Below are 25058 nucleotides of genomic sequence, written 5' to 3'. Positions count from 1 at the left end.
TTCAGCTCACCTGTCGGGTCACCCATGCGCGCCACCGATCGATCAGCTCGCCGGCGCCGACACCGAGCACGTCGCGCGTCGCGGCATCGATCTGCTCCGGATCGGCCGGGCCGTCCGAGAGCGCCCGGTACAGCGCGGTCAGCGCCGGTTCGCCGAATTCGTCGGCGACGAAGGCGTTCACCGACCACGCCCACTCGTAGGCCAGGACCGCCCGTGCCCCGGCGAAATCCGCGTCGGCGGGCAGCGCGGCCGGCAGGTCACCGGAACGCGCGGCGGCGGCCAGCGTGGGTGCGATCCGGTCGAACCCCTGATCGGACCCGCGGTGGCCGACATAGTCGGCGAAGCCTTCGGTGATCCACATCGGTGAGCCGTCCAGCGTGCTCGCGCGGGCGGCGACGTGGGTGAGTTCGTGCCGCAGCACCGAACGGCGGGTCTCGTCGGTGAGCCCGTCCGCCGCGTCCGGGCTGAAGATGATGCGCTGCCCGGTCGCCGTGTCGTGCTCGCGGTCCGTGGCGTCGGCCACGGTGACCGCGGCGACCTGGGACGCATCGCGATTGGCGCCGGCCAGGGCGGCGAACTCGGCCTGGTCGCCTGCTGCTTCGACGAGCACAGCGCGGGCCCAGTCCGGGCCCCACACTGCGCTCACCGCGGCTTCGGCATCGTCGACCTCCGCAGCGAGGGCGACGACCTCCGCGGTCTGGTCAGGATGACCGAGCACCACCGACGCCCGGCCGTCCGGTCCGGGCACGCGGCGGCCGATCAACGGTCCGAAGTCCCACGGGCCGCGCCAGGTGGAGCGGCCGGCGACCGGCGCATCCGAGACCAGATACCAGTCGTCGCCGTGTCTGGCCACGGTCAGCGACACCGGTTTGCGCGTCGATGTCGCATCGGGGCCGTCGACCGCGTAGCGCAGCCACACCGTGGGGTACCAGGCATCGGAGGCGTCGAGTGCGGTGAAAACGTCGGCGGGAACGGGCGTTTCGGGATCGTCGCCGATCTCGAAACCCCAATCGGCCAGCGGCACGTCGCGCAGGTTCGCGGCACGGTCGTGTTCGGCGGCGCGGAAGACCGGGTCGGCACGCGGGTCGAACAGGGTGTCGAGCGCGGCGGGATCGCCGCTGCGCAGTGCGGCCGCCCAGCCGTCGAGCAGTCGTTGCACGCCCTGCCGCCGCTGCGCCAGGTAGGGATCCGGGGTGGCCGATGTTGCGTCCCTCGCACCGGACGTCTCGGCGGATCGCGAATCCGGCACCGCGACGGCAATGATCACGAGGATTGCCGCGAGCACGAGGACGAGGCCGGCGAGCAGAATCGATTCACGGCCGGAGAGGCCCCTCGATCCGGTTCGCCGGTCGGTGGAGTCCGCCTCAGACGCGGCGGGCATCGTGGAACGGCATCTGCGACATGGGCGAGACACCGACCGGCACACCGAAGGTCGAGGCGTGCAGTACCAGTCCGTTTCCGGCGTAGATGCCGACGTGTGAGGCGTCGGAGTAGAAGGTCACGATGTCGCCGGGCTGCAGTTCGTCGCGGCCGACCGGGGTACCGGCGCTGGCTTGCGCCTGGCTGGTGCGCGGTAGCGGCTTGCCGATCTGCTTGTACGCCCAGACGACCAGACCCGAGCAGTCGAACGAGTCGGGGCCGGTGGCGCCCCAGACGTAGGGAGCGCCGACCCTGGTGAGCGCGGCCTGCAGTGCACCGGTATTGCTGCCGGGCGTGAGTCCGCGCAACAGCGTTTCGACGCTGAAGCCGGACAGCACGCCCTGCGCGGCGTACGCGGCCTGCTCGGGGCCGGACATCTTCGCCCACGCCTCGGTGACGCGGCCGATCTCGACGTCGAGCGAGGAGCGCTTGCCCGCGAGGGTGTCACGGTCGGTGCGCGCCTGATCGGCCGTCTTGCCCGCCACCTCCGCCGATTTGCGCGAGGCGTCCTCGGCGGCCGCGGCGGCGGCAATCGCGTTTTTGTATTCGGTGGTTTCTGCCCCGGTCTCGGAGGAGATCACGTCGATGGCCGACATCTGGTCGAGCACCTGTTGCGGCGAATCGCTCATCAGCACCGACACCAGCGGGTTGGTGCGCGCACCACGGTAGGACGCTGCGGCGGCCCGGTCGATCATCGGCTGCAACCCGGCAATCCGCGACTTGGCCTCGGTCAGCGCGGCCTGGTCGCGCGCCTGCTGGTCCTGTGCGGCCTGCAAGGCGGCCATCTTGCCGTCGAGGTCGGCCTGCACCTGGTGTACGGCCTCGTTGGTCTGCTCGGACTGGCGCGACAGATCGGACAGCTGCTGCATCGCCTCGCTCGGGCTGCCGATCGCAACGGGGTCTGCTCCGGCCGAACTCGGGCCGATCGCGAGACCCAGTCCGAGCAGCCCCGTCGCGAGGATGCCGACCACCGGCCGACGGATGCGGTGAGGGGCCACGCGAGTCGCACTTCCGTTCGTCATCGATTCCGGACTCCGATTGATCTCGGAAAGATTACGGAATGGCAACCTTTCGTGTCCACTCCGGACCGTCGGTCGAACTCAGTAGCGGCGGGCGCCCGAGACCGGCATCGACGACAGCGCCGCAACCTTCACCGGCTGGCCCGAGGTGGACGCGTGCACGACATTGCCGTTGCCCGCGTACAGGCCGGAGTGGCCGCCGCCGTAGAACGACACGAGGTCACCGGGACGCAGGTCGGAGATCGCGACGGGTGTGCCTGCGCCGAGCTGCGCCTCGCTGGTGCGCGGCACGTTGACGCCGGCCTGCGAGTAGGCCCACTGCACGAGGCCCGAGCAGTCGAACGAGTTGGGGCCGGCCGCACCATAGACGTAGGGCGCGCCGATCTTGGACTCGGCGGCCTGCAAGGCGCGGTCACCCGCGGTCAGCTGCGGCGCAGGCGCCGGTGCCGGCGCGGCGGGCGCACCCGGCAACGGCGGCAGTGCGACACCGGGGATTTCGGGGATGTCGAAGGTGCCGACGCCGGGCACGGACACCGGAGCGGCGAGCGCCGGGGCCGCGGGCGCGACAATCGCACCGAGCACCAGGGCGCCGGTGACGGCGGCACGACGGACGGAACGCTTGGATTCGAGGGTGGCCACGACAGGGGTACTCCGTTTCTTCCACTGCCCGCCGACCGAGTTAGCTGTCGGGTTCGGGCCGGGAAGATGGCCCTACCCGCCGCGCAACTCGGCAGCGGGATTCACCCCAGGGAATGTGGGTCCCCGGCTTGTGGCGCAATCCAATGGATCGCTTGCCACAATTAGGCGGTGACCTTGCGGCGCCGCGCCGGCTGGCGCGAACAACCTCCGCGAAGGTCTCGAAAAGATTACGAAGCGATATCGAGTAGAACCAATCGGTTGCGCGAATCACCGGCATGTGACTAGCCGGCGCCCTTACTCGGTGTGGGATAGGCCACGCTCCGAGACTTCTTCGTTACCTTTCGGCTCGGCACATGGGATCCGCGCCGTGACGAGCCGCAGCCGGGGCACCAAACCCTCGCCCGCCAAAACGTCGAGCGCCTCGCATTCGGCCTGCTCGAAGCGGATAGGCGCGGCAACCGACGCAGCACCGCCCGGACGCCGCAAGGGTGGCGCCGGCAAGCCGAGCAAAACCGTGACGACGCAGTCGGCGCACGCCTGCCCGCGCACCGTGCACTCATTGCAATCGACAATCACTGTGATCCCCGTCTCGCTCGGCGGGGCGCGGTGGAAAAGCGCCCCGAAATCGGCCTGTCGCGTTCGCGCGCACGCTAACCCCGGCCACCGACATGCCGGACGAAACGCCCTCGTCGGGCGTGCGTCGTCGCGGCGGAGCCGCGCGTACCCGCGACGTCGCGGTGGAAGCCGCGCGCCCCCGGCGCGTGTCGGCCCCGCGGTGTCGGACCCCGCTCCTACGCTGACGCCCGTGACCTTGCCGATGCCGCTGCCGCTCGATCCGCGGGCATCCCGGTCGATGCCGATTCGGCCGCAACAAGCCACCTCGATGACGGTGCGTCGCTCGGCCACCAGGACCGCGGCCGGGCAGCAACTGAGTTTCGACGAACTCGACGTCTCGCTGCGCGACACCACGTTCGTGGTCGTGGACCTGGAAACGACCGGCGGCAGCGCTGCAGAAGACGCGATCACCGAGATCGGGGCAGTGAAGGTTCGTGGCGGTGAGGTGCTCGGCGAACTCGCCACCCTCGTCGATCCGGGCCGCAGCATCCCCACCTACGTCGTCGAGCTGACCGGAATCACCACGGCAATGGTGGTCGGCGCCCCGCGCATCGAGCAGGTGCTGCCGAGCTTCCTCGAGTTCTCCCGCGACTGTGTGCTGGTCGCGCACAACGCGGGATTCGACATGAGCTTTCTGCGGGCCGCCGCCGAGCGCGCCGACCTCACCTGGCCCAAGCCCAGGGTGCTGTGCACGGTCAAACTCGCCCGCCGGGTACTGACCCGCGAGGAGGCACCGTCGGTCCGGTTGTCCGCGCTTGCGTCGCTTTTTCGCGTGGACAACCAGCCGACCCACCGCGCACTCGACGATGCCCGCGCGACCGTCGAGGTGCTGCACGAGTTGATCGGGCGGGTCGGCAACCAGGGTGTGCACAGCTACACCGAACTGATCGACTACCTGCCCCACGTCTCCGCCGGACAGCGGGCAAAGCGGTTCCTGGCGGGGAATCTGCCCCGCACGCCGGGCGTCTATCTGTTTCGTGGGCCGTCGGACGAGGTCCTCTACATCGGCACCGCGGTGAACCTGCAACGCCGGGTGCGCAACTACTTCACCGGGTCGGAGACGCGCGGCCGGATGAAGGAGATGGTCGCCCTCGCCACCCGCATCGACCACGTCGAGTGCGCGCATGCGCTGGAGGCAGGCGTGCGTGAACTGCGGCTGCTCGTCGCGCACGCACCGCCCTACAACCGGCGGTCCAAGTTCCCCAAGCGGGCCTGGTGGATTTCGCTCACCGCCGAGGCGTTTCCCCGGCTCTCGATCACGCGGACCGCGGGCAGCGACGCGCTCGGCCCGTTCGGGTCGCGCGCCGACGCAGCGGCCGTCGCCGACACGATCGCGGAGTACTGCGCGTTACGGACCTGTTCGCGCCGCATCGCCCACGACGGCCGGCACGACTGTCCGGCGGTCCCGGTGGGCGGCTGTCCGGCGAGTCGACCGGGCGCCGCGCTCGATGCCGAGACCTATCGAAGCGCCCCAGAAGCAGTTCGGGCGCTGATGACGGGCGGTGCCGATGACCGGATAGCCGAGTTGCACGACCATATCGAGCGCCTAGCCGCGGACGAGTTGTTCGAGAGTGCCGCACGGCTTCGCGATCGCGCGGCAGCGCTGATCCGCGCGCTGCGCAGGGTTCAGCGGCTTGCCGCGCTCGCGACGGTCGAGCAACTCGTCGCCGCCCGCCCGGCATTCGAGGGCGGTTGGGAATTCGCCGTCATCAGGCACGGCCGGCTGGCATCGGCGGGTAGGTCACCGCGCGGTGCCGCACCGATGCCGGTGGTCGAGGCGCTGATCGCCGCAGCAGAGACGGTGATGCCGGACGAGACTCCGCTGCGCGGGGCGGCGCCCGAAGAAGTCGCGCTCATCGCCCGCTGGCTCGAAGGCTCCGGCACCCGCATCGTCACCACCACCGAGGGTTACCGCGAACCGGCTTATGGCGCGGGCCGCTGGCTGGAATGGTCCGGGCTGGCCGAGGATGCGGCCCAATCCGAGCGCCGCTTCGGGTGGGACCAATAGGCTGATCGACATGATCACCGCCATCGTCCTGATCGACGCCGAGGCCAACCTCATCCCGGAAACCGCACAGGCTGTTGCGGACACGCCAGGGGTCAGCGAGGTCTATTCCTGCGCGGGCGACGTCGACCTGGTGGCAATCGTGCGGTGCCGCGACCACGAGGAGATCGCCGGCGTGGTGACCGGCCGGATCAACAAGGTGGCGGGGGTACGCACCACGACCACGCACATCGCGTTCAAGACGTATTCGCGTGCGGACGTGGAGGATGCGTTCTCGATCGGCGAATAGCCCGCGTCGACCGGACCCTGTTTATTCGGGACCGAGTTGCGCGGTGAGGGCCGCCCAAGTGGTCAGCAGCGCCGCCGCGGCACCGTTGTCGATGACGGTCGCCGCCCGTTCGATACCGGCCGCGAACGCGTCCAGCAGATCCGCGCCCGGGCCGTCGAACGCGACCAGCGCCGCCGCCGAGTTGAGCAGGACGGCATCGCGCACCGCGTCACGCCGACCGGCGAACAACGCATGGGCCACCTCGGCATTGAACTTGGCGTCACCACCGCGCAGCGCGTCGAGTGGCGCGCGCTCGATCCCCAGCTCTACCGGGTCGAGAGTGACGTGCCGGACCTGCCCACCCGCGACGACGTGCATCTCGGTGGTCGACGAGGTGGTGATCTCGTCCAGCCCGTCGTTACCGCGCACGACGAGCGCATTGCTGCCGCGCTTGGCCAGCACGCCCGCAATCACGGGCGCGAGGTCGGCGAACGCACAGCCGACGAGGCCGGCGCCGGGCTGAGCCGGGTTGGTCAGCGGCCCGAGCACGTTGAAAGCGGTCGGAATACCGATTTCCTTGCGCGGCCCCGCGGTGAACCGGAACGCCGGATGGAACACCGGGGCGAAGCAAAATCCGATGCCGACCTCGCGGACGCATCTCGCGACCGACAACGGCCCGAGACCGAGGTGCACGCCGAGCGCCTCCAGGACGTCGGCACCGCCGCTCTTCGACGAGGCCGCCCGGTTGCCGTGTTTGACCACCGGCACCCCTGCCGCAGCAACGACGATGGACGACATCGTGGAGATATTGACGGTCCCGGAGCGGTCGCCGCCGGTCCCGACGATGTCGACAGCAGGGATGGACAGATCGACCCGCACGCCGTGCGCCAGCATCGACGCCGCGAGACCGGTCAACTCCTCGGAGGTCGGCCCCTTCATCTTCAGCGCGACGCCGAATGCGGCGATCTGCGCCGACGTGGCGTTGTCGGACATGATCTCGTCCATCGCCCAGGCGGTGTCGGCGGCGGCGAGGTCGTGCCGGTCGGCAAGTGCGCCGAGCACCTGCGGCCAGGTGCGCTCGGTCCCGTCCGGTGTCGTGTTCATCGGTTCGCCTCGATGTCCGCCCTGATCACCCGTGCAGCTTAGCCAGCACGATCTGCGCCCGGCTGTGCCGGATTGGTGCCGTTCTCATCCGGCTGCGCCGGAGCCGGGCTGCAGCGCATCCCACCCAGTGACATCGCCGCCGTGGCGCTGCGCCAGACCCGCCATCCGCGAGCGCTCCTGGCTGCAATGCAGCGCGTCGAGCAGCTGCACGCGGTAGAGGTCGACCTGCACCGGATCCTGGTCTGCGGTGATGATCCTGGCCAGGTAGCCGTCCTGGCCGGCAATCGCGGTCACGGTGTCGACCGCGCCGGCGGGCACACGCAGGTGATGCCGCAGCACCGCCTGCTCGTCCGGGCGCCACGCCGGAGCGCCGTCCGCGCCCCGCTCAAGGGCGGTCGAACAAGCCTCCGCATCCTCGGTGCAATCGACCACCACAACCAGGTCGCCGCGGTCCGGATCGAGTGGAACTTCGGTCCGCTTGCGACGCAGCAGCCGACCGAGCCACCCGGGTGCGGAACCTTTCGCCGCTCCCCTTCGTTGACCCGTCATCACCTGAGCCTCGCACGCCGAAACCACGGGCCCGTGACCGGCCACAATTGCCGCGAGACACGACACCCGACAGCGACTTTCGCACCCGGCTTCGCCTTCGGTACTACGACGGGTCATACTTTCCGTGTGACGACGGCAGTAGGGACTCCAGGATCGGCAATCACCCAGCGCGTGCACTCGCTGAACCGACCCAACATGGTCAGTGTCGGGACCATCGTCTGGCTGTCGAGCGAGCTGATGTTCTTCGCGGGTTTGTTCGCGATGTACTTCACCGCTCGCGCCCAGGCGGACGGCAATTGGCCGCCGGAGCCGACCGAGCTGAACATGAAGCTCGCGGTGCCCGTGACGGCCGTGCTGATCGCCTCCTCGTTCACCTGCCAGATGGGTGTGTTCGCCGCCGAGAAGGGTGATGTCTTCGGCCTGCGCCGCTGGTACGTGATCACCCTCATCATGGGCGCGATGTTCGTGGCCGGTCAGGGCTACGAGTACAAGAACCTCGTGCACGAGGGCACCTCGATCTCGAGCAGTGTGTACGGCTCGGTGTTCTACATCACCACCGGGTTCCACGGCCTGCACGTCATCGGCGGTCTGATCGCCTTCATCTTCCTGCTCGTGCGCACCAAGCTCAGCAAGTTCACTCCGGCACAGGCCACCGCGGCGATCGTCGTCTCGTACTACTGGCACTTCGTCGACATCGTGTGGATCGCCCTGTTCGGAACGATCTACTTCGTCCGCTAGCCCCACGGTTGGTCCCAGATCAGAGTCGGTCCTAACAAAGAGGGATACAGATGAGTTCATCTCCCCCATCCGCATCCGCGAGCCGGTCGCGTCGCCAGCGGAAAATCCGCCGCCGCATCGCCGGCGCGCTTGCGCTCATGGTGGGCTTGGTCGGTGCCGGACTGCTGGCGTCGGCGCTGACGCCGACCCCGCAGGTTGCGACCGCGAGCAATGACGATGCGGCGCTGATCCGCCAAGGCCAGCAGCTCTACGACACGTCGTGCATCACGTGCCACGGCGCGAATCTGCAGGGCGTGCAGGATCGCGGCCCGAGCCTGATCGGCGTCGGCGAAGCGGCGGTGTACTTCCAGGTGTCCACCGGGCGTATGCCCGCGGTGCGCAACGAGGCCCAGGCCGAGCGCAAGGACCCCAAATTCAACGGGGAGCAGATCGACGCGCTCGGCGCCTACGTGCAGGCCAACGGTGGCGGCCCGGTGGTCGTGCGGGAAGAGAACGGCGAGATCGCACAGGAATCGCTGCGCGGCGAAGACGTCGGCCGCGGCAGCGAACTGTTCCGGCTCAACTGCGCCTCGTGCCACAACTTCACCGGCAAGGGCGGCGCGCTCTCGTCCGGCAAGTACGCACCGGCGCTGACCGAGTCGAACGAGCAGCAGATCCTCGCCGCGATGTTGACCGGCCCGCAGAACATGCCCAAGTTCTCCGATCGGCAGCTGTCACCCGAGGAGAAGAGCGACATCATCGCCTACGTGAAGTCCGCGACCGAAACCAAGTCGCAAGGCGGCTGGGGGCTCGGCGGCTTCGGCCCGGCCACCGAGGGCCTGGTCATTTGGGCAATCGGCATCGTCGCCGTCGTCGGCGCGGCCATGTGGATCGGAGCGAGGTCATGAGCGGCGGGGACACCCCGAAGAAGGACTACACCGAGGCCGAACTCGACGCGATGAGTCGTGCCGAGCTCGTCAAGCTCGGTACCGAACTCGACGGCGTCGATATCGCGTTCCGCCGCCACCGCTGGTCGGTGCCCGGCACACGCGCGGAGAAGCGCGCCGAGCGCACGGTGGCGTTCTGGCTCGCACTGGGCGGCGTATCGGCACTCGCTTTCATCGCGATCTACCTGTTCTGGCCGTGGGAGTACAAGGGCGAAGGCGACGACGGCAACTTCGCCTACACGATCGCGACGCCCCTCTACGGTCTGACCCTCGGCCTTGCGATCCTGTCGTTCGGCATCGGTCTGGTGCATTTGACCAAGAAGTTCATCCCCGAGGAGCTGTCCATCCAGGACCGCCACGACGGGCAGTCCTCCGAGGTTGATCGCCGCACCATGGTCGCGTTGCTCGGCGACGCGGGAGAGACTTCCACGCTCGGCCGCCGCAAGCTGATCACCCGCACCGCCGGAGTGGGCGTCGGCCTGCTCGGTGTCGGCGCGCTGCTGCCGTTCGTCGGCGGCATGATCAAGAACCCGTGGGCCAAGGGCGACAAGTCGCCGCTGTGGGTGTCGGGCTGGACCCCGAACTACCCCGGCGAGACGATTTACATCCGCCGCGACACCGGCCGGCCCGAGGACATCGTGCTGGTGCGTCCGGAGGATCTCGACGCCGGCGCGATGGAGACCGTCTTCCCGTTCCGCGAGTCGGAGCGCGGTGACGAGGAAGCCCTGTTCGAGGCACTGCGTGGCGTGCGCAACGCCGTCATGCTGATCCGCCTGCGCACCGAGGACACCGCCAAGGTCATCAAGCGCAAGGGTCAGGAGAGCTTCAACTACGGCGACTACTTCGCCTACTCGAAGATCTGCACCCACCTCGGCTGCCCGACTTCGCTCTACGAGCAGCAGACCAACCGGATTCTGTGCCCGTGCCACCAGTCGCAGTTCGACGCGCTCGAGTACTGCAAGCCGCTGTTCGGTCCCGCTGCTCGCGCATTGCCACAGTTGCCGATTACAGTGAACGAAGAGGGTTTCCTGGTCGCCAATGGTGACTTCATCGAACCCCTCGGCCCGGCATTTTGGGAGCGCCGCTCATGAGCATGATCCAGAACGTCGCCGCCGGCCAAGCGCAGGCGATGGACTCGCGCTACCACCTGGCCGCGGGTATGAAACGCCAGATCAACAAGGTCTTCCCGACGCATTGGTCCTTCATGCTCGGCGAGATCGCGTTGTACTCGTTCATCATCCTGCTGCTTTCGGGTGTGTATCTGACGCTGTTCTTCGACCCCTCCATGCAGGAGGTCGTCTACGACGGCGCGTACCAGCCGCTGCGCGGTGTGCACATGTCGCAGGCGTACGCCACGACGCTGAACATCTCGTTCGAGGTACGCGGCGGTCTGTTCGTCCGTCAGATCCACCACTGGGCGGCCCTGCTGTTCGCCTGCTCGATCATCGTGCACCTGCTGCGCATCTTCTTCACCGGCGCGTTCCGACGGCCGCGCGAGGCGAACTGGGTGATCGGCTGCCTGCTGCTCATCCTGGCGATGTTCGAAGGCTTCTTCGGTTACTCGCTCCCGGACGACCTGCTCTCCGGCACCGGTTTGCGGGCCGCGTTCGGCGGTATCACGATGAGCATCCCGATTATCGGCACCTGGATGCACTGGCTGATCTTCGGCGGTGACTTCCCGGGCGACATCATCATTCCGCGCCTCTACGTCGCCCATATCCTGCTGTTCCCGGGCATCATCCTGGCGCTCATCGCGGCCCACCTCGCGCTGGTGTGGTACCAGAAGCACACCCAGTTCCCCGGCCCCGGCCGCACCGAGCAGAACGTCGTGGGCATCCGGATCATGCCGGTGTTCGCGGCCAAGGGCGGCGCGTTCTTCGCGATGGTCACCGGTCTGATCGCCCTGATGGGTGGTCTGCTGCAGATCAACCCGGTGTGGAACCTGGGCCCGTACAACCCCTCGCAGGTGTCGGCGGGTTCGCAGCCGGACTTCTACATGATGTGGACCGACGGCATGGCGCGTCTCATGCCGGCCTGGGAGCTCTACCTGGGCCGCTACACCGTGCCTGCGGTGTTCTGGGTCGCGATGATCATGGGCTTGGTGTTCGCGGTGCTGATCGCCTACCCGTGGATCGAAAAGCGGCTGACCAAGGACGACGCGCACCACAACCTGCTGCAGCGTCCGCGCGACGCACCGGTCCGGACCGCGATCGGCGCCATGGCCGTCGCGTTCTACCTGGTGCTCACGCTCTCGTGCGTCAACGACATCATCGCGCTGAAGTTCGATATCTCGCTGAACGCGACGACGTGGATGGGCCGCATCGGTCTGCTGATCGCTCCGCCGATCGCGTACTACGTGACCTACCGCTTCTGCCTGGGTCTGCAGCGGGCGGATCGGGCGGTGCTCGATCACGGCATCGAGACCGGTGTCATCAAGCGTCTGCCGCACGGCGAGTACATCGAGGTGCACCAGCCGCTCGGACCGGTCGACGGTCACGGTCACCCGCTCCCGCTCGAGTACCAGGGCGCTGCGATCCCGAAGAAGATGAACGCGCTGGGTTCGGCCGGCCAACCCGGCTCCGGCAGCTTCTTCACACCGGACCCGGTCAGCGAGAGCGAAGCCCTCGCGGCGGCCGACCACGAGGCCGAGCACACACAGCTCGCGGTGCTGCGCGCCTACCAGGACCGGGTGCACGGATTCGATACGTCCGGCAACGGCCAGTCGGGTAACGGGCAGTCGGGTAACGGCGAGTCCGGACACGCGCCCGACGAGCACTGACGGTTCGCTCGAAAGGCTCCGAGTCGCTTGCGACTCGGAGCCTTTCGCATATGCAGGTCAGGTGCTACGTCCCGCGTTGATCTCCGCCTCGGTCAACTCGACCGCGATCTCATCGCCGAGCGTGAACCCGTCCGCGAGCGGCAGATGGTCACCGCTCCAGAACTTTCCCGGGTCGTACCAGTTGGGTCGGCGCTGCTTGCGCATCAGGCCCATCGCCTCGTAGGTCGCACCGACTACCTCGGCGCAGTAGGCGACCTCGAGGTCCGGGTTCGGTTCCCGCCGCTTGGGTCTCGGCACGCGGCCCGCGAACCACCGCCCGGTCACGCGCGCCGTGGACGGGAACGGCGTGCCGTCGAGCCGGGCGATCGTGCGCAGCAGCGCGTCCTCCTGCTCGGCCGATACCTTCGGGCTCAGCTGCCGAACCCAGCCGCGCTGCTCGTACCTGCCGTACCAGACCTGCACGGACTGGCGCAGGTCGTGCAGCTGCACACCACGCTGGAATTTGCCGGTCCACATGTCCTGCAGCGACTTTCCCAACTCGGCGTGCCACATCAGCGGCGGCAGGTCGTCGAGGACCACCGCCATCCCGACGTGGTTGACCGGGCTGTTGGTCAGGGCCCGGATCGCGCGATCCGGGCCGGACTTACCGCGAAAGATCCAGATGTCGCCGGTGCGGGCGTTGTCCACAGCGGCATCGAGGCGGACCGATGAGCTCGACATGCCCTCAGCCTAAGGGTGATGTGTCACTCTGAAGGGCATGCGATTCACGCGTTCTCATGCATGGAAGCTGGCCGGCATCGCCGGGCTGGTCGGTGTTGCGGCGACCGGTGTGCTGGTGGCCCGGTCCGAGCGGCAGCGCCGTGCGTACACCCCCGACGAGGTGCGCGAACGGCTGCACGCCCGCTACGCCCGGGTCGACCGCGGCTGAGCCGCGATACTCAGGTCAACGCGGCCCGTGTCGCCGCCGCCAGCTCGGCGACCTGCTCGTCGGTCATCACGAACGCGGGTGAAAACTGCAGTGCCCCATTGCCGACGGCACGACCGGAGACACCGTGCTCGCGCAGCCGTCGCACCGCCGGTGCGGCGTCCGCCGCGTCGGCCAGTTGCACGGCGGCGACAGCACCGAGACCGCTGCGCACCTCCGTGACCGCCGGCAAATCCGCCAGCGGCGCCAACTCTGCGTGCAACGTCGATTCGAGCCGCTTCGCCTCGGTCAGCAGGCCCTCGCGCTCGATGATGTCGAGGTTCGCCATCGCCGCGGCCGCCGCACCGGCGTGCCCGCCGTAGGTGTAGCCGTGTCGCCACCAGGTACCGCCGGCATAGAACGGTGCAGCGATCGCCGGTGCGATGAACACCGCCCCCATCGGGACATACCCCGAGGTGAGCCCCTTCGCGGTGGTCATCAGGTCCGGTTCGAGCCCGAGCCGCGTTGCGGCGAACCAACTTCCACCGATGCGACCGAACCCGGTCACCACTTCGTCGACGACGAACAGGATCTCGTGATCGCGACAGATCTGGCGCACCTCCCCGAGATAGCCCTCGGGCGGCGAGTACACCCCGCCGGCGCCGATGACCGGCTCGCAGAAGAACGCCGCGATCGTGTCCGCGCCGACCTCCTCGATCAGCGTGAGCAGACTCTTCGCGTCGTCCCACGCGACTGTTCGTGCGTCGGCCATCAGTTCGCCGTACCCCTCGCGATTGGGCGGCAGGCCTGAGATCGCCGTCCCCGCGACATGCATGCCGTGGTAGGCCTTCTGCCGCCCCACGATGATCCGCTTGTTCGGGCGGCCGAGTTCGTGCCAGTACCGGCGCGCGAGTTTCGCCGCGGTGTCCACCGAGTCGGACCCGCCCGAGGTGAAGAACACCTTGCTGCCCGGCACCGGCGCGATCGCGGCCAGCCGCTCGGCCAGCTCGACGGTGACGGTCGAGGCGAAGTCGCCGAAGTTCGAGTAGTGCGCCAACTCGGCGAGTTGCGACCCGACTGCGTCGGCAATCTCCCGGCGGCCGTGCCCGACGTTGGTGAACCACAGCCCGGCGGTTGCGTCGAGGTAGCGGTTTCCTGCGGCATCCCAGATGTAGGCGCCCTCCCCGCGCGCGATCACGAACGCTCCGTCGCGCTCGACGGCGCCCATGTCTGCGAACCCATGCCACAACGAACCCATGTGTGCTCCTGTTCGGCGATCTCGGCCCCCAACGCCAATCGTAGGTGCGCGAACCCGCACGCTAGGCTTGGAAATCGAGATGTCCAGTTCCCCCGCGGCGCCGACCGGCCCGAACCGCCGCGCCCTCAAATCAGCGCTTGCGGAGTTGTCCCTGCGCGATGAACACCGGCTGCGCCGCCGTCTCGAACGCGCCCGCGACGACGGCGCACTGACTGCGATCGCGGCCGACATCGATCGTGCCCGCGATCGACTGACGGCGCGCGCGGCAAGTGTGCCCGCGATCGTCTACCCCGAGACGTTGCCCGTCTCCGCCCGGCGAGACGACATCGCCGCCGCGATCGCGGCGAACCAGGTGGTGATCGTCGCGGGCGAGACCGGGTCGGGCAAAACCACCCAGATCCCGAAGATCTGTCTCGAACTCGGCCGCGGCATCCGCGGTATGATCGGGCACACCCAGCCGCGCCGCCTCGCCGCGCGCACCGTCGCCGAACGAATCGCCGAGGAGCTGGGCACCGAACTCGGCGACGTCGTCGGCTACACGGTCCGGTTCACCGATCAGGCCTCGCCGAACACACTGGTCAAGCTGATGACCGACGGCATCCTGCTCGCCGAGATTCAGCGCGACCGGCTGTTGCGCAGCTACGACACGATCATCATCGACGAGGCGCACGAGCGCAGCCTCAACATCGACTTCCTCCTCGGGTACTTGCGCGAGCTGCTCCCCCGCCGCCCCGATCTGAAGGTGATCATCACCTCGGCGACCATCGACCCGGAATTGTTCGCGCGACACTTTTCACGCGGGGATCGCGCGGCACCGATCGTTGAGGTCTCCGGTCGTTCCTATCCGGTCGAGGTGCGCTACCAACCGCTCACGGTGGAAGTTGGCGACCAGCTGATCGACCGGGACCCGGTGGACGCGGTCGGCGAGGCGGTGCTCGAACTGTGCACCGAGGGCGATGGCGACATCCTGGTGTTCCTCTCCGGTGAGCGCGAGATCCGCGATACCGCGGACGCGTTGCGCGACCTGAAGCTGCCGCGCACCGAGATCGTCCCGCTGTATGCGCGGCTCTCTGCCGCCGAGCAGCACAAGGTTTTCGAGTCGCACACCGGGCGACGAGTGGTGTTGTCCACCAACGTCGCCGAGACTTCGCTGACGGTGCCGGGTATTCGGTACGTGGTCGATCCCGGCACGGCCCGCATCTCGCGCTATTCGGTGCGCACGAAGGTGCAGCGGCTGCCGATCGAACCCATCTCGCAGGCCTCCGCGCGCCAGCGCGCCGGTCGGTGCGGCCGCGTCGCCGACGGCATCTGCATCCGGCTGTACTCCGAGGAGGATTTCGAGGCGCGGCCCGTCTTCACCGAACCCGAGATTCTCCGCACGAATCTCGCCGCGGTGATCCTGCAGATGACCGCCCTCGGTCTCGGCGATATCGAGAGCTTCCCGTTCGTGGAACCGCCCGACCGGCGCAGTATCCGCGACGGTATCGCGCTGCTCGAGGAACTCGGCGCCATTACGACCGTCGGTGGGCAGACCACGCCGACGCTGACGCCGACCGGCCGCGAACTCGCCCAACTACCGGTCGATCCGCGGATGGCGCGGATGCTGGTCGAGGGGCATCGCGGCGGGTGTCTGCAGGAGACCCTGGTGATCGTCGCGGCACTGTCCATCCAGGATGTGCGCGAGCGGCCGGTCGACCAGCAGCAGGCCGCCGATGCCTCGCACGCCCGCTTCAACGTCCCCGGCTCGGATTTCCTGGCTTTCGCAAAGCTATGGGAGTACCTGGGCGAGCAGCGGAAGTCATTGTCGTCCAACCAGTTCCGCAAAATGTGCCGAGCCGAGTTCCTGCACTGGTTACGGATCAGGGAATGGCAGGATCTGCACGGGCAGCTGCGCACCATCACCCGCGGCATGGGCTGGACGCTCAATTCCGCGCCCGCGGAGGAGAACTCGGTGCATCGGGCACTGCTGGCGGGCATGCTGTCGCATATCGGTCAGCTCGACGAGCGTGGCAGTACCGGCCCGAAACAGGGCGACGCCAAGAAGAGCGATCCGAAGAGGAGCGAGCGGCCGCGCGGTGGCCGCGAATACCTCGGTGCGCGTGGGGCGAAGTTCGCGATCTTCCCCGGCTCGTCGCTGGCCCGCAAACCACCGAGTTGGGTGATGGCCGCCGAACTGGTGGAGACCTCGCGGCTGTGGGGCCGCATGGTGGGCCGGATCGAACCGGAGTGGGCCGAGACGCTCGCGCCGCATTTGGTCAAGCGCACCTACTCCGAGCCGCATTGGTCGGCGAAGCGCGGGGCGGCGATGGCCTACGAGCGGGTCACCTTGTACGGGGTACCACTGGTGGCGCGGCGCCTGGTGCCCTACGCCGGGATCGACCCCGACCAGTCCCGTGAGCTGTTCATTCGGCATGCGCTGGTGCACGGCGAGTGGCAGACCAATCACCGCTTCTTCCAGCGCAATCGGGAGCTGATCGACGACGTCGCCGAGTTGGAGAGCCGGGCCCGGCGCCGTGACATCCTCGTCGACGACGAGACCCTGTTCGAGTTCTACGACGAGCGGGTCGGCCCGGAAGTGGTGTCGGCCCGGCATTTCGACACCTGGTGGAAACAGGCACGCCGCAAGCAGCCCGATCTGCTCGACTTCACCCCGGACACGCTGGTCAATCGGGACGCCGTGGCCGTGCTCGGCGGCGAGTATCCGGACGCGTGGCGGCAAGGCGAATTGCAGTTCGCGCTCCGCTACAACTTCGAGCCCGGTGCCGACGACGACGGTGTCACGGTGCGCATCCCGGTCGCGCAACTCGCGCATGTCCGCGATGTCGGATTCGACTGGCTGGTCCCCGGATTGCGCGAGGAACTGGCTGCGGCGCTGGTGAAGTCGCTGCCGAAGCAACTGCGCCGCAACGTGGTTCCCGCACCGGATTTCGCGCGCGCCGCGCTGGCCACGCTGACCCCGCGGGCCGAACCGTTACACACCGGGCTGGCCCGTGAGCTGTCCCGGCTCGGCGCAACCCCAATCTCGGCCGGCGACTTCGACCCGTCGGCGCTACCCGATCATCTGCGCATGACATTCGCCGCGGTCGGGCCGGACGGCGAGGCGCTCGGCACCAGCAGGGCGCTCGCGGAACTGAAGGCGCGGTTCGCAACCCAGACCAACGCGGCCGTCGCGGCGGCGACCGCCGCGGCCGAACGTGCGCCGGCCACGGTGTGGACCAGCGAAACCCTCGGCACGCTCGAGCCGACGGTGACCCAGCGAATCGGCGGGCAGTCGGTCACCGGTTACCCGGCGCTCGTGCCCGAAACCGGTGGTGTGGCGGTGCGGGTACTCAGCACGGCACGCGAGCAGTCCGCGGCGATGCGTACCGGTGTGCGCGAACTGATCCTGCGGGCGGTGAGCACGCCGGCGAAATCCGCGCTCGCCGGACTCGGCGCGGCGGACCGGCTCGTGCTGAGCCAGAGCCCCTACGTCTCGCTCGACGCCCTTGTTGCAGACTGCCGGGTGTGCGCGGTGGACGAATTCGTCTCCGCCGCGGGCGATGTGCGCACGCCCGAGGATTTCGATGCGCTGCTGGCGACGGTGCGGCCCCGACTCGCCGCTCGCGTCGCCGAGATCGTGCGATTGGTCTTGCCGGTGTTGCGGGGGGCGACGCAGGTCCGCGCTGAAATCGGGAGCGCGCCGGACGATATTGCCGAGGACGTTCGCGATCAGCTCGCCAACCTCGTCTTCGACGGGTTCGTGGCCGATCTGGGCGCCGCGCGGCTGCGCGAGCTACCGCGCTACCTGGAAGGCGCGTTGGTGCGGTTGCAAGCGTTGCCGTCGAGCGCGGCACGTGACCGCGCAGGCATGACCGTTCTCGACCGGGTCTACGCCCATTACGAACGCTTGCTCGCGTCGCTGCCGTCCGAACGCGCGGCCGCGCCGGATGTCCTTGCGATCTCCTGGCTGATCGAGGAACTGCGGATCAGCCTGTTCGCGCAGCGGGTCGGCACCCCGATCCCGGTGTCGGAGAAGCGCATCGAGAGGGCAATTACCGCAGCGAGCCGCTAGTGCGACACCGCGGCGAGCCGCTAGTTCTACACCGCGGCCTGCCGCTGGACCGGCCTACTCCGCGGCCGCGGCTTCGGCGCGGCGGGCGCGCATATCCTCGATTTCGCGCTCGAAGTCTTCCGCGGAGCTGAACGAGCGGTAGACCGAGGCGAAACGTAGGTACGCCACCTCGTCGAGGTCGCGCAGGGGCTGCAGGATCGCCAGGCCCACTTCGTGACTCGGCACCTCCGCCGACCCCGAGGAGCGGACCGAGTCTTCCACCTGCTGGGCGAGCAGGTTCAAGGCATCGTTGTCGACCTCACGGCCCTGACAGGCGCGACGGACACCTCGGATGACCTTCTCGCGGCTGAACGGCTCGGTGACACCACTGCGTTTGACGACCGCAAGGACCGCCGTCTCGACGGTAGTGAATCGGCGACCGCATTCCGGACAGGACCGGCGCCGCCGGATGGCCGTACCCTCGTCCGCCTCGCGCGAATCGACAACGCGAGAGTCGGGATGCCGGCAGAACGGGCAGTGCATGTGTGATCCTTCGTCGGTGCCGAGCGGTCTGCGGCCGACTCGCACATCCGACGCCCACCCGATCGGACGAGCACCGCGTGTGGGTAGCGCGAGATCGACACGGCCGCTTGGCGAGGTATCGCCAACCGAATCCGAGGATACCTGCCGTGCAATGGCGCACAGCACCAGTGGAATGAACGCCGGACCGGCGGTGGGAATCAACGCCGGACCGGCGGTGGGAATCAACGCCGGATATGCGGGCCACCGTGCCGCGCCCCGCGCGGGAGTCATCGCTCGAAGGCGGGAACGACCAGCAACTGACCCGACCGGACACCGGCACCGGACATGCCGTTGAGCGTGATGATCCGGTCGACGGTCGCCCCGACCCCGGCGTCGGGTGCGATCCGCCGCGCGATGTCGGACAGCGACTCACCGTCGCGCACCGCGACCACTGCCGTGTCGGCGGGTGCGGTCGCGGCCGGGGTGGCACGCAGGTGCGCGAGACCGAGAATCGCGGCCACCACGAGTGCGGTCATCAACCCGGCGACGACCATCCCGGCAAAGCCGACATCCCGCGGTTGGCCGAGGCGTCGGGGGTCCGGGCCCAGCGGGTGGCGGCCGCGCTGCGAGGTCGCCTGCCGGGAGGCGTAGGACCGCTCCCGGTACGGGAGCGGGGCGCCGGGCGGCCGGCGGCGACGCGATCCGGCGACGTGGGCCGGGCGAGGGACGGTGGCGATTCTTGCCTCGGCGGGGGCCTGGCCGGGGCGGCTTGCGGCTGCCGAACCGGGCCGCTGGGCGGCCGTGTACCTCATCGTCGTGGTGCTCATGGACTTCTCCCTCTCTGCTGCGGGCTGTCGCACGGCGTTCGATCACGCGTTCGATGCACTGATGTTCGAAGTTCTATCACGGCCCTCCGACAAATTCGCGACATGCTCGAACAAATGTTTGAAAGAACGTGCTCGCGGCGCTAAGTTCGATGCCGAAGCATTTGATCGGTCGAGGTCTGGAGGGGTGTGCGATGGAGGGTGTTCGGTCATGAAGGCAGCCAGGTCATGAAAGACGCGAGCAGCAACGGTCCGGATATCGCCGCGGGACTCACCGAACGCCAGCGCAGCGTGCTCGAGGTCATCCGCGCCTCGGTCGTCGAACGCGGCTATCCGCCGAGCATCCGTGAGATCGGTGATGCGGTCGGTCTGACCTCGACGTCCTCGGTCGCACACCAGTTGCGCACCCTCGAGCGCAAGGGCTACCTACGTCGCGATCCGAACCGGCCGCGCGCCGTGGACGTCCGCGGTCTCGATGAAATCTCCGCGGCCACCTCTGCCGCGGCGGAGCCGTCGATGCGCCCCGATGAGCAGCTTCCCGCGGCTGCCTACGTCCCGGTGCTCGGCCGGATTGCCGCAGGTGGCCCAATTCTCGCCGAACAGGCCGTGGAAGATGTCTTTCCGCTGCCCCGCGAACTCGTCGGCGAAGGGTCGTTGTTCCTGCTCAAGGTGGTCGGCGAGTCAATGGTCGATGCCGCGATCTGCGACGGCGACTGGGTCGTCGTGCGCCAGCAGAACGTCGCCGACAATGGCGACATCGTGGCGGCGATGATCGATAACGAGGCGACCGTGAAGACCTTCAAGCGCACCGGTTCGAAGATCTGGCTGCTCCCGCACAATCCGTTGTTCGAACCGATCCCGGGCAACGACGCGGCGATTCTCGGCAAGGTCGTGACCGTAATCCGCAAGATCTGACGGGCGCACTGCCGCGACAGACGAAAATCCCGGGATGGCGCACCGCCATCCCGGGATTTCTTCGCTTGCATCAGGCCGGGTTCAGACCTCCCGGCCGTCAGGACAAATTCAGCCCTCGACCGATGATCTCCTTCATGATCTCGGTGGTGCCACCGAAGATCGTGGTGATGCGGGCGTCCATGTACGCCTTCGCGATCGGGTATTCCTTCATGTAGCCGTAACCGCCGTGCAGCTGCAGGCACCGGTTGATCAGGTCGAGCTGCTCCTCGGTGGACCACCACTTGGCCATGGCGGCTTCCTGCACGGACAGCTTGTCCTCGTTGAGCAACTCGATGCACTTGTCCACGAACACCCGCACCGCGGTCGTCTTGGTGGCGAGCTCGGCCAGCACGAACCGGGTGTTCTGCAGGGCGCCGATGGGCTTGCCGAAGGCCTGCCGATCGCGGACGTACTGCTTGGTCATGTCGAGACAACGCTCCATACCGGCGGCCGCACCGACCGCGATGGACAGGCGCTCCTGCGGCAGGTTCTGCATCAGGTGGATGAAGCCCATGCCCTCCTGGCCGAGCAGGTTCTCGGCGGGGATGCGCACGTTGTCGAAGTTCAGCTCTGCGGTGTCCTGGGCAGGCATGCCGATCTTGTCCAGGTTGCGGCCGCGCTCGAAGCCCTTCATGCCGCGCTCGACAACCAGCAGGCTGAAGCCCTGCGCGCCCTTCTCGGGGTCGGTCTGCGCGACCACGATCACCAGGTCGGAGTTGATGCCGTTCGTGATAAAGGTCTTGTTGCCGTTGAGCACCCAGTCGCTGCCGTCGCGGACGGCGCGGGTCTTGATGCCCTGCAGGTCGCTACCGGTGCCGGGCTCGGTCATGGCGATCGCGGTGATGAGCTCGCCCGAACAGAAGCCGGGCAGCCAGCGCTGCTTCTGCTCCTCGGTCGCGAGCTCGTTCAGGTAGGGCGAGATGACATCGTTCTGCAGGACGAATCCGAGCCCGCTGTAACCGCCGGCGGTGGATTCTTCGGTAACGACCGCGTTGTAGCGGAAGTCCTTCACTCCGCCGCCGCCGTACTCCTCCGCGACATCGGTTCCGAGGAATCCCTGCTTACCTGCCTCGAGCCAGACGTCACGGTCGACGATGTGCTGCTCTTCCCACTTGGCGTGGTTCGGCGCGACGTGCTGGTCGAGAAACTTGCGGTAGGACTCCCGAAACAGATCATGCTCGGGCTCGAAAATGGTGCGCTCCACTGGCACTCCTCAATGGTGATCGCTGACACGTGGCGTGTCTCCCACGTTACTCCAAACGCGAATCCCCGTTTACTTCGGTATCGAGCCGCCGTCGGTCCTCAGCGCAGCCGAGCGAGGCGGCGCATGACCGGATAGCCGATCAAAATGCCCAACGAGCCCCACGCGATGCCGCCGAGTTCGACGTTGCCGATGCTGAGTGTGAGGTCGCCGATCCCGGCCACCAGCGCCGCGGCCGCCACCGTGAGATTTACCGGGTCGGTGAAATCGACCCGGGCGTCCATCCAGATCCGGACGCCCAGCAGCCCGATCAGGCCGTACAGCACCAGCGTGGCACCGCCGATCACCCCGTCCGGGATGGTGAAAACCAAGGCGCCGAACTTCGGCGAGAACGACAGCACGATCGCCGTGGCGGCAGCCACCCAGTAGGCCGCCGTCGAATACACCCTGGTCGCGGCCATGACGCCGATGTTTTCCGCGTAGGTCGTCGTTCCCGAGCCGCCACCCGCACCGGCGAGCACGGTGGCGATGCCGTCCGCGAGGATCGCGTTGCCCGCCACGTCGTCCAGCGATCGCCCGGTCATTTCCGCGACGGCCTTCACATGCCCGACGTTCTCGGCAATCAGCACGATCACCACAGGCAGCGCGAGCACGATCACCGAGAGGTCGAACGAGGGCCCGTTCAGGTCCGGCAGGCCCACCCACGCGGCGTCGCGCATCGCGTCCACCCGATCCTGGGCGAGCGCGCCGATCGCCCAGGCGAACAGCCAGCCGGTGACCGCGCCGACCAGAATCGCAAGCCGGCCGAGCAGCCCCGGCCCCAGGACGGTGACGAGCAGGATCACCAGCAGCGTCACCGTCGCGACGAGCGGCTGCGCCTCGTAGGAGGAGACCGCCGCCGGGGCAAGGTTGAGTCCGATCAGCGCGACCACCGCGCCGGTCACGACGGGCGGCATGACCGCGTCCAGCACCCGCGAGCCGGCGATGCGGACGATCACGCCCACCACGACGAGCACGACGCCCACCGAGAAGACCGCGCCGAGTTGGGCGGCCTGGCCGTCGGCGGTCGATGCGGTCAGCGGCGCGATGAACGCGAACGACGAGCCCAGATAGCTCGGCACCCGGCCCGCGGTGAGCAGCAGGAAGATGACGGTGCCGATGCCGGAGAACAGCAGCGTCGTGGTGACCGGGAACCCGGTGATCGTGGGCACCAGCAGCGTGGCACCGAACATCGCAATGACGTGCTGCATGCCGATGCCGACCGTGCGCGGCCAGCTCAGCCGCTCGTCCGGGGCGACCACCGCGCCGTCGGCGATCGTTCGGCCGTCGCCGGCCAGGGTCCAGCGCGGAATTCGGGAGCGAAGCCCGGCACGGCCGCGAGTACTCATACCCCGTTGACTCATGTCTCGGAACGCTAGCCGCGCCCGGCGCCCACCGCCCGCAGTCGCGGTGATCACGAATGAATGGCCCCCGACACGCCGGAGAACGCGGCCATTTGCTCGTGATCACCGCAGCTCAGCGGCCATAACTTCGTGATCGACAAGAATTGGCGACCACCCGTTCGGGCCTCAGCCGAGGACCTTGCGCGCGGCGGCCCGCGCACTCGCCGCGTCGGCGGTCTCCAGGACGGCGGCGGCCGCGGCGCGGCAGTCGCCGAGCGTCACCGAGCCGAGCTTGGCGCCGACTGCCGCGACCGCCGATGCCGCTGCGGACAGCGAGGTGATCCCGAAACCGACGAGGACACAGGCCAGCAGCGGATCCGCGGCGGCCTCACCACACACGCCGACCGGCTTCCCCGCCGCCACGCCCGCCTCGGCCGTGCGGGCCACCAGAGTCAGCACTGCCGGTTGCCAGGGGTCGGTGAGCGACGCGAGATCGGCGGACATCCGATCGGCGGCCATCGTGTACTGCGCGAGGTCGTTGGTCCCGATGGACAGGAACTCGACGTGCGCGAGCACCTTGTCGGCGAGTAGCGCCGCAGCGGGAACCTCGATCATCACACCCGGGACGAGGTCGCGGCTGCGCACCTTCGCGGCGAACGCCGCGGCCTCGGCGGGGGTGGAGATCATCGGGGCCATCACCCAGGGCCGCCGCTCCGTGTCGGTGGCGGCCGCGGCGATGGCGTCGAGCTGCCGGTCGAGCAGGCTCGGGTTGCCTGCCGCGATCCGGATACCGCGTACGCCGAGCGCCGGATTCGCCTCGTCGGGGTGATCGGCGAATTTGAGCGGCTTGTCCGAGCCCGCGTCGAGCGTGCGCACGACCACCTTCGCGCCGGGGTACGCGTCGAGCACTTCGCGATAGATGCGGGTCTGCTCCTCGACCGAGGGTTCGGTCTCCCGGTTGAGGAAGCAGAGTTCGGTGCGGAACAACCCGATTCCCTCGGCGGGCGTCTGTGCCGCCGTGCGGGCACCTGCGCCGTCCTGGACGTTGGCCAGCACATCGACGGCATGCCCGTCCGACGTCGCACCGGGACCACGCCAGGAAGCCGTGCGCTCGGCATGTTTCCGATATTCGGCCACGGCGGCAGCGGCAAGATCCCGATCGGGCGCGACCCGGACCTCACCGGCCGTGCCGTCGAGCAGCACGAACACGCCGTCATCGATGTTCTCGAGCCCACTCACCGCCACGATCGCCGGAATGCCGAGCTGCCGCGCGATGATCGCGGTGTGGCTGGTCGGCCCGCCGAGCGTGGTGGCCAGGCCGACGATCAGCGCGGGATCGAGACCCGCGGTGTCGGCGGGTGCGAGATCCTCGGCGAGCAGCACGGACGGTACGTCCGGCGTCGGCACACCTGGTTCCGGCACGCCGAGCAAGTCCGCGACGACCCGATCCCGGACGTCGTGCAGATCGGTGACACGTTCGGCCATCAACCCGCCGAGCTTGGTGAACATGGCAGCGAATTGTTCGGTGGCCGCGACGGCGGCCGAGACCGCCCCGCTCCCGCTTCCGATCAGCTTCTCCACCGCAGAGCGCCAGCCACGATCCTCGGCCATTGCCGCGTTCGCGGCGAGGACCTCGGCCGCCGCGCCGGAGGCGCTGCCTGCCCGGTCACGCAGCCGATGCGCGACGGCGTCGGCTGCCCGGCGGAACGCGTCGCGCTCGGCGTCCCTGGCGTCCTCGGCGATCTCGGTGGTGTCGATGGCCGGCCGTAACCGGGCACCTGGCCGGATCACGGGTGCCGCGACCACCCCCGGAACCACTGGGGTGCCTTGCAGCACCAATTTCGCCATCGGAACCCGTACTGAACTCGACATCTGCCCTCCTCCGGGCGATTGCGCGATGAGTGATGTGCATCGCTCACGTC

At 68.5% G+C, this 25058-nt stretch carries 21 protein-coding genes and 1 riboswitch; of the genes, 9 read left to right on the top strand and 12 right to left on the bottom strand.

The window, feature by feature from the left end; translation table 11 throughout:
* Position 1: 1 nt before the first annotated feature.
* The 3 genes from OG921_RS22530 to OG921_RS22520 all read right to left on the bottom strand — a co-directional run bounded on the left by OG921_RS22530 (position 2) and on the right by OG921_RS22520 (position 3077).
* Positions 2–1381 carry a hypothetical protein gene (locus OG921_RS22530; protein WP_266114773.1) on the bottom strand — a complete coding sequence of 460 codons (1380 nt, stop codon included), beginning with the start codon at positions 1379–1381 and terminating at the stop codon, positions 2–4.
* Entirely contained in the window at positions 1365–2417 is a 1053-nt protein-coding gene (locus tag OG921_RS22525; RefSeq protein WP_266114772.1) for a C40 family peptidase, read from the bottom strand. Before OG921_RS22525 ends, OG921_RS22530 begins: the two co-directional genes overlap by 17 nt.
* Positions 2418–2519: 102 nt before the next feature.
* Positions 2520–3077, bottom strand: coding sequence for a C40 family peptidase (locus OG921_RS22520; RefSeq protein WP_266114771.1), 558 nt, complete (start codon positions 3075–3077; stop codon positions 2520–2522).
* 13 nt (positions 3078–3090) lie between these two features.
* Positions 3091–3255: riboswitch (cyclic di-AMP (ydaO/yuaA leader) on the bottom strand.
* A gap of 705 nt (positions 3256–3960) precedes the next feature.
* Here OG921_RS22520 and OG921_RS22515 point away from each other — a divergent pair.
* Together OG921_RS22515 and OG921_RS22510 are read left to right on the top strand one after the other, a co-directional pair.
* On the top strand, positions 3961–5700 hold the full coding sequence (locus tag OG921_RS22515) for a DEDD exonuclease domain-containing protein (protein ID WP_266114885.1): 1740 nt from the start codon (positions 3961–3963) through the stop codon (positions 5698–5700).
* A 10-nt stretch (positions 5701–5710) separates the two neighbouring features.
* A complete protein-coding gene (locus OG921_RS22510) occupies positions 5711–5986 on the top strand; it encodes an Lrp/AsnC family transcriptional regulator (protein ID WP_266114770.1) in 276 nt (91 codons plus the stop codon).
* 21 nt (positions 5987–6007) lie between these two features.
* Here the strand turns inward: OG921_RS22510 and trpD are convergent, their stop codons facing one another.
* Positions 6008–7069, bottom strand: a complete 1062-nt coding sequence (trpD, locus tag OG921_RS22505) for an anthranilate phosphoribosyltransferase (RefSeq protein WP_266114769.1) — start codon at positions 7067–7069, stop codon at positions 6008–6010.
* 84 nt (positions 7070–7153) lie between these two features.
* Positions 7154–7618, bottom strand: a complete 465-nt coding sequence (locus OG921_RS22500) for a hypothetical protein (protein WP_266114768.1) — start codon at positions 7616–7618, stop codon at positions 7154–7156.
* Between the two features lie 126 nt (positions 7619–7744).
* On the opposite strand from OG921_RS22500, the gene OG921_RS22495 reads away from it, so the two are divergent.
* Genes OG921_RS22495 through OG921_RS22480 form a run of 4 tightly spaced genes read left to right on the top strand, consistent with a single transcriptional unit; the run spans position 7745 to position 12061 of the window.
* Positions 7745–8356 (top strand): heme-copper oxidase subunit III, encoded by a 612-nt coding sequence (locus OG921_RS22495; RefSeq protein WP_266114767.1) that lies wholly within the window; start codon positions 7745–7747, stop codon positions 8354–8356.
* Between the two features lie 50 nt (positions 8357–8406).
* Positions 8407–9243, top strand: a complete 837-nt coding sequence (locus OG921_RS22490; protein WP_266114766.1) for a c-type cytochrome — start codon at positions 8407–8409, stop codon at positions 9241–9243.
* A complete protein-coding gene (locus OG921_RS22485) occupies positions 9240–10373 on the top strand; it encodes a ubiquinol-cytochrome c reductase iron-sulfur subunit (protein WP_266114765.1) in 1134 nt (377 codons plus the stop codon). Before OG921_RS22490 ends, OG921_RS22485 begins: the two co-directional genes overlap by 4 nt.
* Positions 10370–12061 (top strand): cytochrome bc complex cytochrome b subunit, encoded by a 1692-nt coding sequence (locus OG921_RS22480; RefSeq protein ID WP_323182854.1) that lies wholly within the window; start codon positions 10370–10372, stop codon positions 12059–12061. The genes OG921_RS22485 and OG921_RS22480 overlap by 4 nt, the downstream gene beginning before the upstream one ends.
* Before the next feature lie 57 nt (positions 12062–12118).
* Here OG921_RS22480 and OG921_RS22475 read toward each other — a convergent pair whose 3' ends face one another.
* Positions 12119–12781: a hypothetical protein gene (locus tag OG921_RS22475; RefSeq protein WP_266114764.1), complete on the bottom strand. Its 663-nt coding sequence runs from the start codon at positions 12779–12781 to the stop codon at positions 12119–12121.
* Positions 12782–12818: 37 nt separating this feature from the next.
* Between OG921_RS22475 and OG921_RS22470 the strand changes: the two genes are divergently transcribed.
* Positions 12819–12989 (top strand): hypothetical protein, encoded by a 171-nt coding sequence (locus tag OG921_RS22470; RefSeq protein ID WP_266114899.1) that lies wholly within the window; start codon positions 12819–12821, stop codon positions 12987–12989.
* Positions 12990–12999: 10 nt separating this feature from the next.
* Here OG921_RS22470 and OG921_RS22465 read toward each other — a convergent pair whose 3' ends face one another.
* Positions 13000–14223 carry an aspartate aminotransferase family protein gene (locus OG921_RS22465; protein ID WP_266114763.1) on the bottom strand — a complete coding sequence of 408 codons (1224 nt, stop codon included), beginning with the start codon at positions 14221–14223 and terminating at the stop codon, positions 13000–13002.
* A 79-nt stretch (positions 14224–14302) separates the two neighbouring features.
* Between OG921_RS22465 and hrpA the strand changes: the two genes are divergently transcribed.
* On the top strand, positions 14303–18274 hold the full coding sequence (hrpA, locus tag OG921_RS22460) for an ATP-dependent RNA helicase HrpA (protein WP_266114762.1): 3972 nt from the start codon (positions 14303–14305) through the stop codon (positions 18272–18274).
* A 54-nt stretch (positions 18275–18328) separates the two neighbouring features.
* On the opposite strand, the gene nrdR is transcribed toward hrpA, so the two are convergent.
* Entirely contained in the window at positions 18329–18796 is a 468-nt protein-coding gene (gene nrdR / locus OG921_RS22455) for a transcriptional regulator NrdR (protein ID WP_266114883.1), read from the bottom strand.
* Positions 18797–19062: 266 nt separating this feature from the next.
* Positions 19063–19602, bottom strand: coding sequence for a LysM peptidoglycan-binding domain-containing protein (locus OG921_RS22450; RefSeq protein WP_266114761.1), 540 nt, complete (start codon positions 19600–19602; stop codon positions 19063–19065).
* A 225-nt stretch (positions 19603–19827) separates the two neighbouring features.
* On the opposite strand from OG921_RS22450, the gene lexA reads away from it, so the two are divergent.
* Positions 19828–20514: a transcriptional repressor LexA gene (gene lexA / locus OG921_RS22445; RefSeq protein ID WP_266114760.1), complete on the top strand. Its 687-nt coding sequence runs from the start codon at positions 19828–19830 to the stop codon at positions 20512–20514.
* Positions 20515–20611: 97 nt separating this feature from the next.
* Here the strand turns inward: lexA and OG921_RS22440 are convergent, their stop codons facing one another.
* The 3 genes from OG921_RS22440 to ptsP all read right to left on the bottom strand — a co-directional run bounded on the left by OG921_RS22440 (position 20612) and on the right by ptsP (position 25008).
* Positions 20612–21757 (bottom strand): acyl-CoA dehydrogenase family protein, encoded by a 1146-nt coding sequence (locus OG921_RS22440; protein WP_266114759.1) that lies wholly within the window; start codon positions 21755–21757, stop codon positions 20612–20614.
* Between the two features lie 98 nt (positions 21758–21855).
* Positions 21856–23157 carry a uracil-xanthine permease family protein gene (locus tag OG921_RS22435; RefSeq protein WP_266114758.1) on the bottom strand — a complete coding sequence of 434 codons (1302 nt, stop codon included), beginning with the start codon at positions 23155–23157 and terminating at the stop codon, positions 21856–21858.
* Between the two features lie 165 nt (positions 23158–23322).
* Positions 23323–25008, bottom strand: a complete 1686-nt coding sequence (gene ptsP / locus OG921_RS22430) for a phosphoenolpyruvate--protein phosphotransferase (RefSeq protein ID WP_266114757.1) — start codon at positions 25006–25008, stop codon at positions 23323–23325.
* Between the last annotated feature and the right edge of the window lie 50 nt (positions 25009–25058).

The sequence above is a fragment of the Aldersonia sp. NBC_00410 genome, from assembly GCF_026342035.1.
Taxonomy (GTDB): domain Bacteria; phylum Actinomycetota; class Actinomycetes; order Mycobacteriales; family Mycobacteriaceae; genus Aldersonia.
Note: the sequence above shows the minus strand (reverse complement) of the source record. Positions and strands in the feature narration are given on the sequence as shown.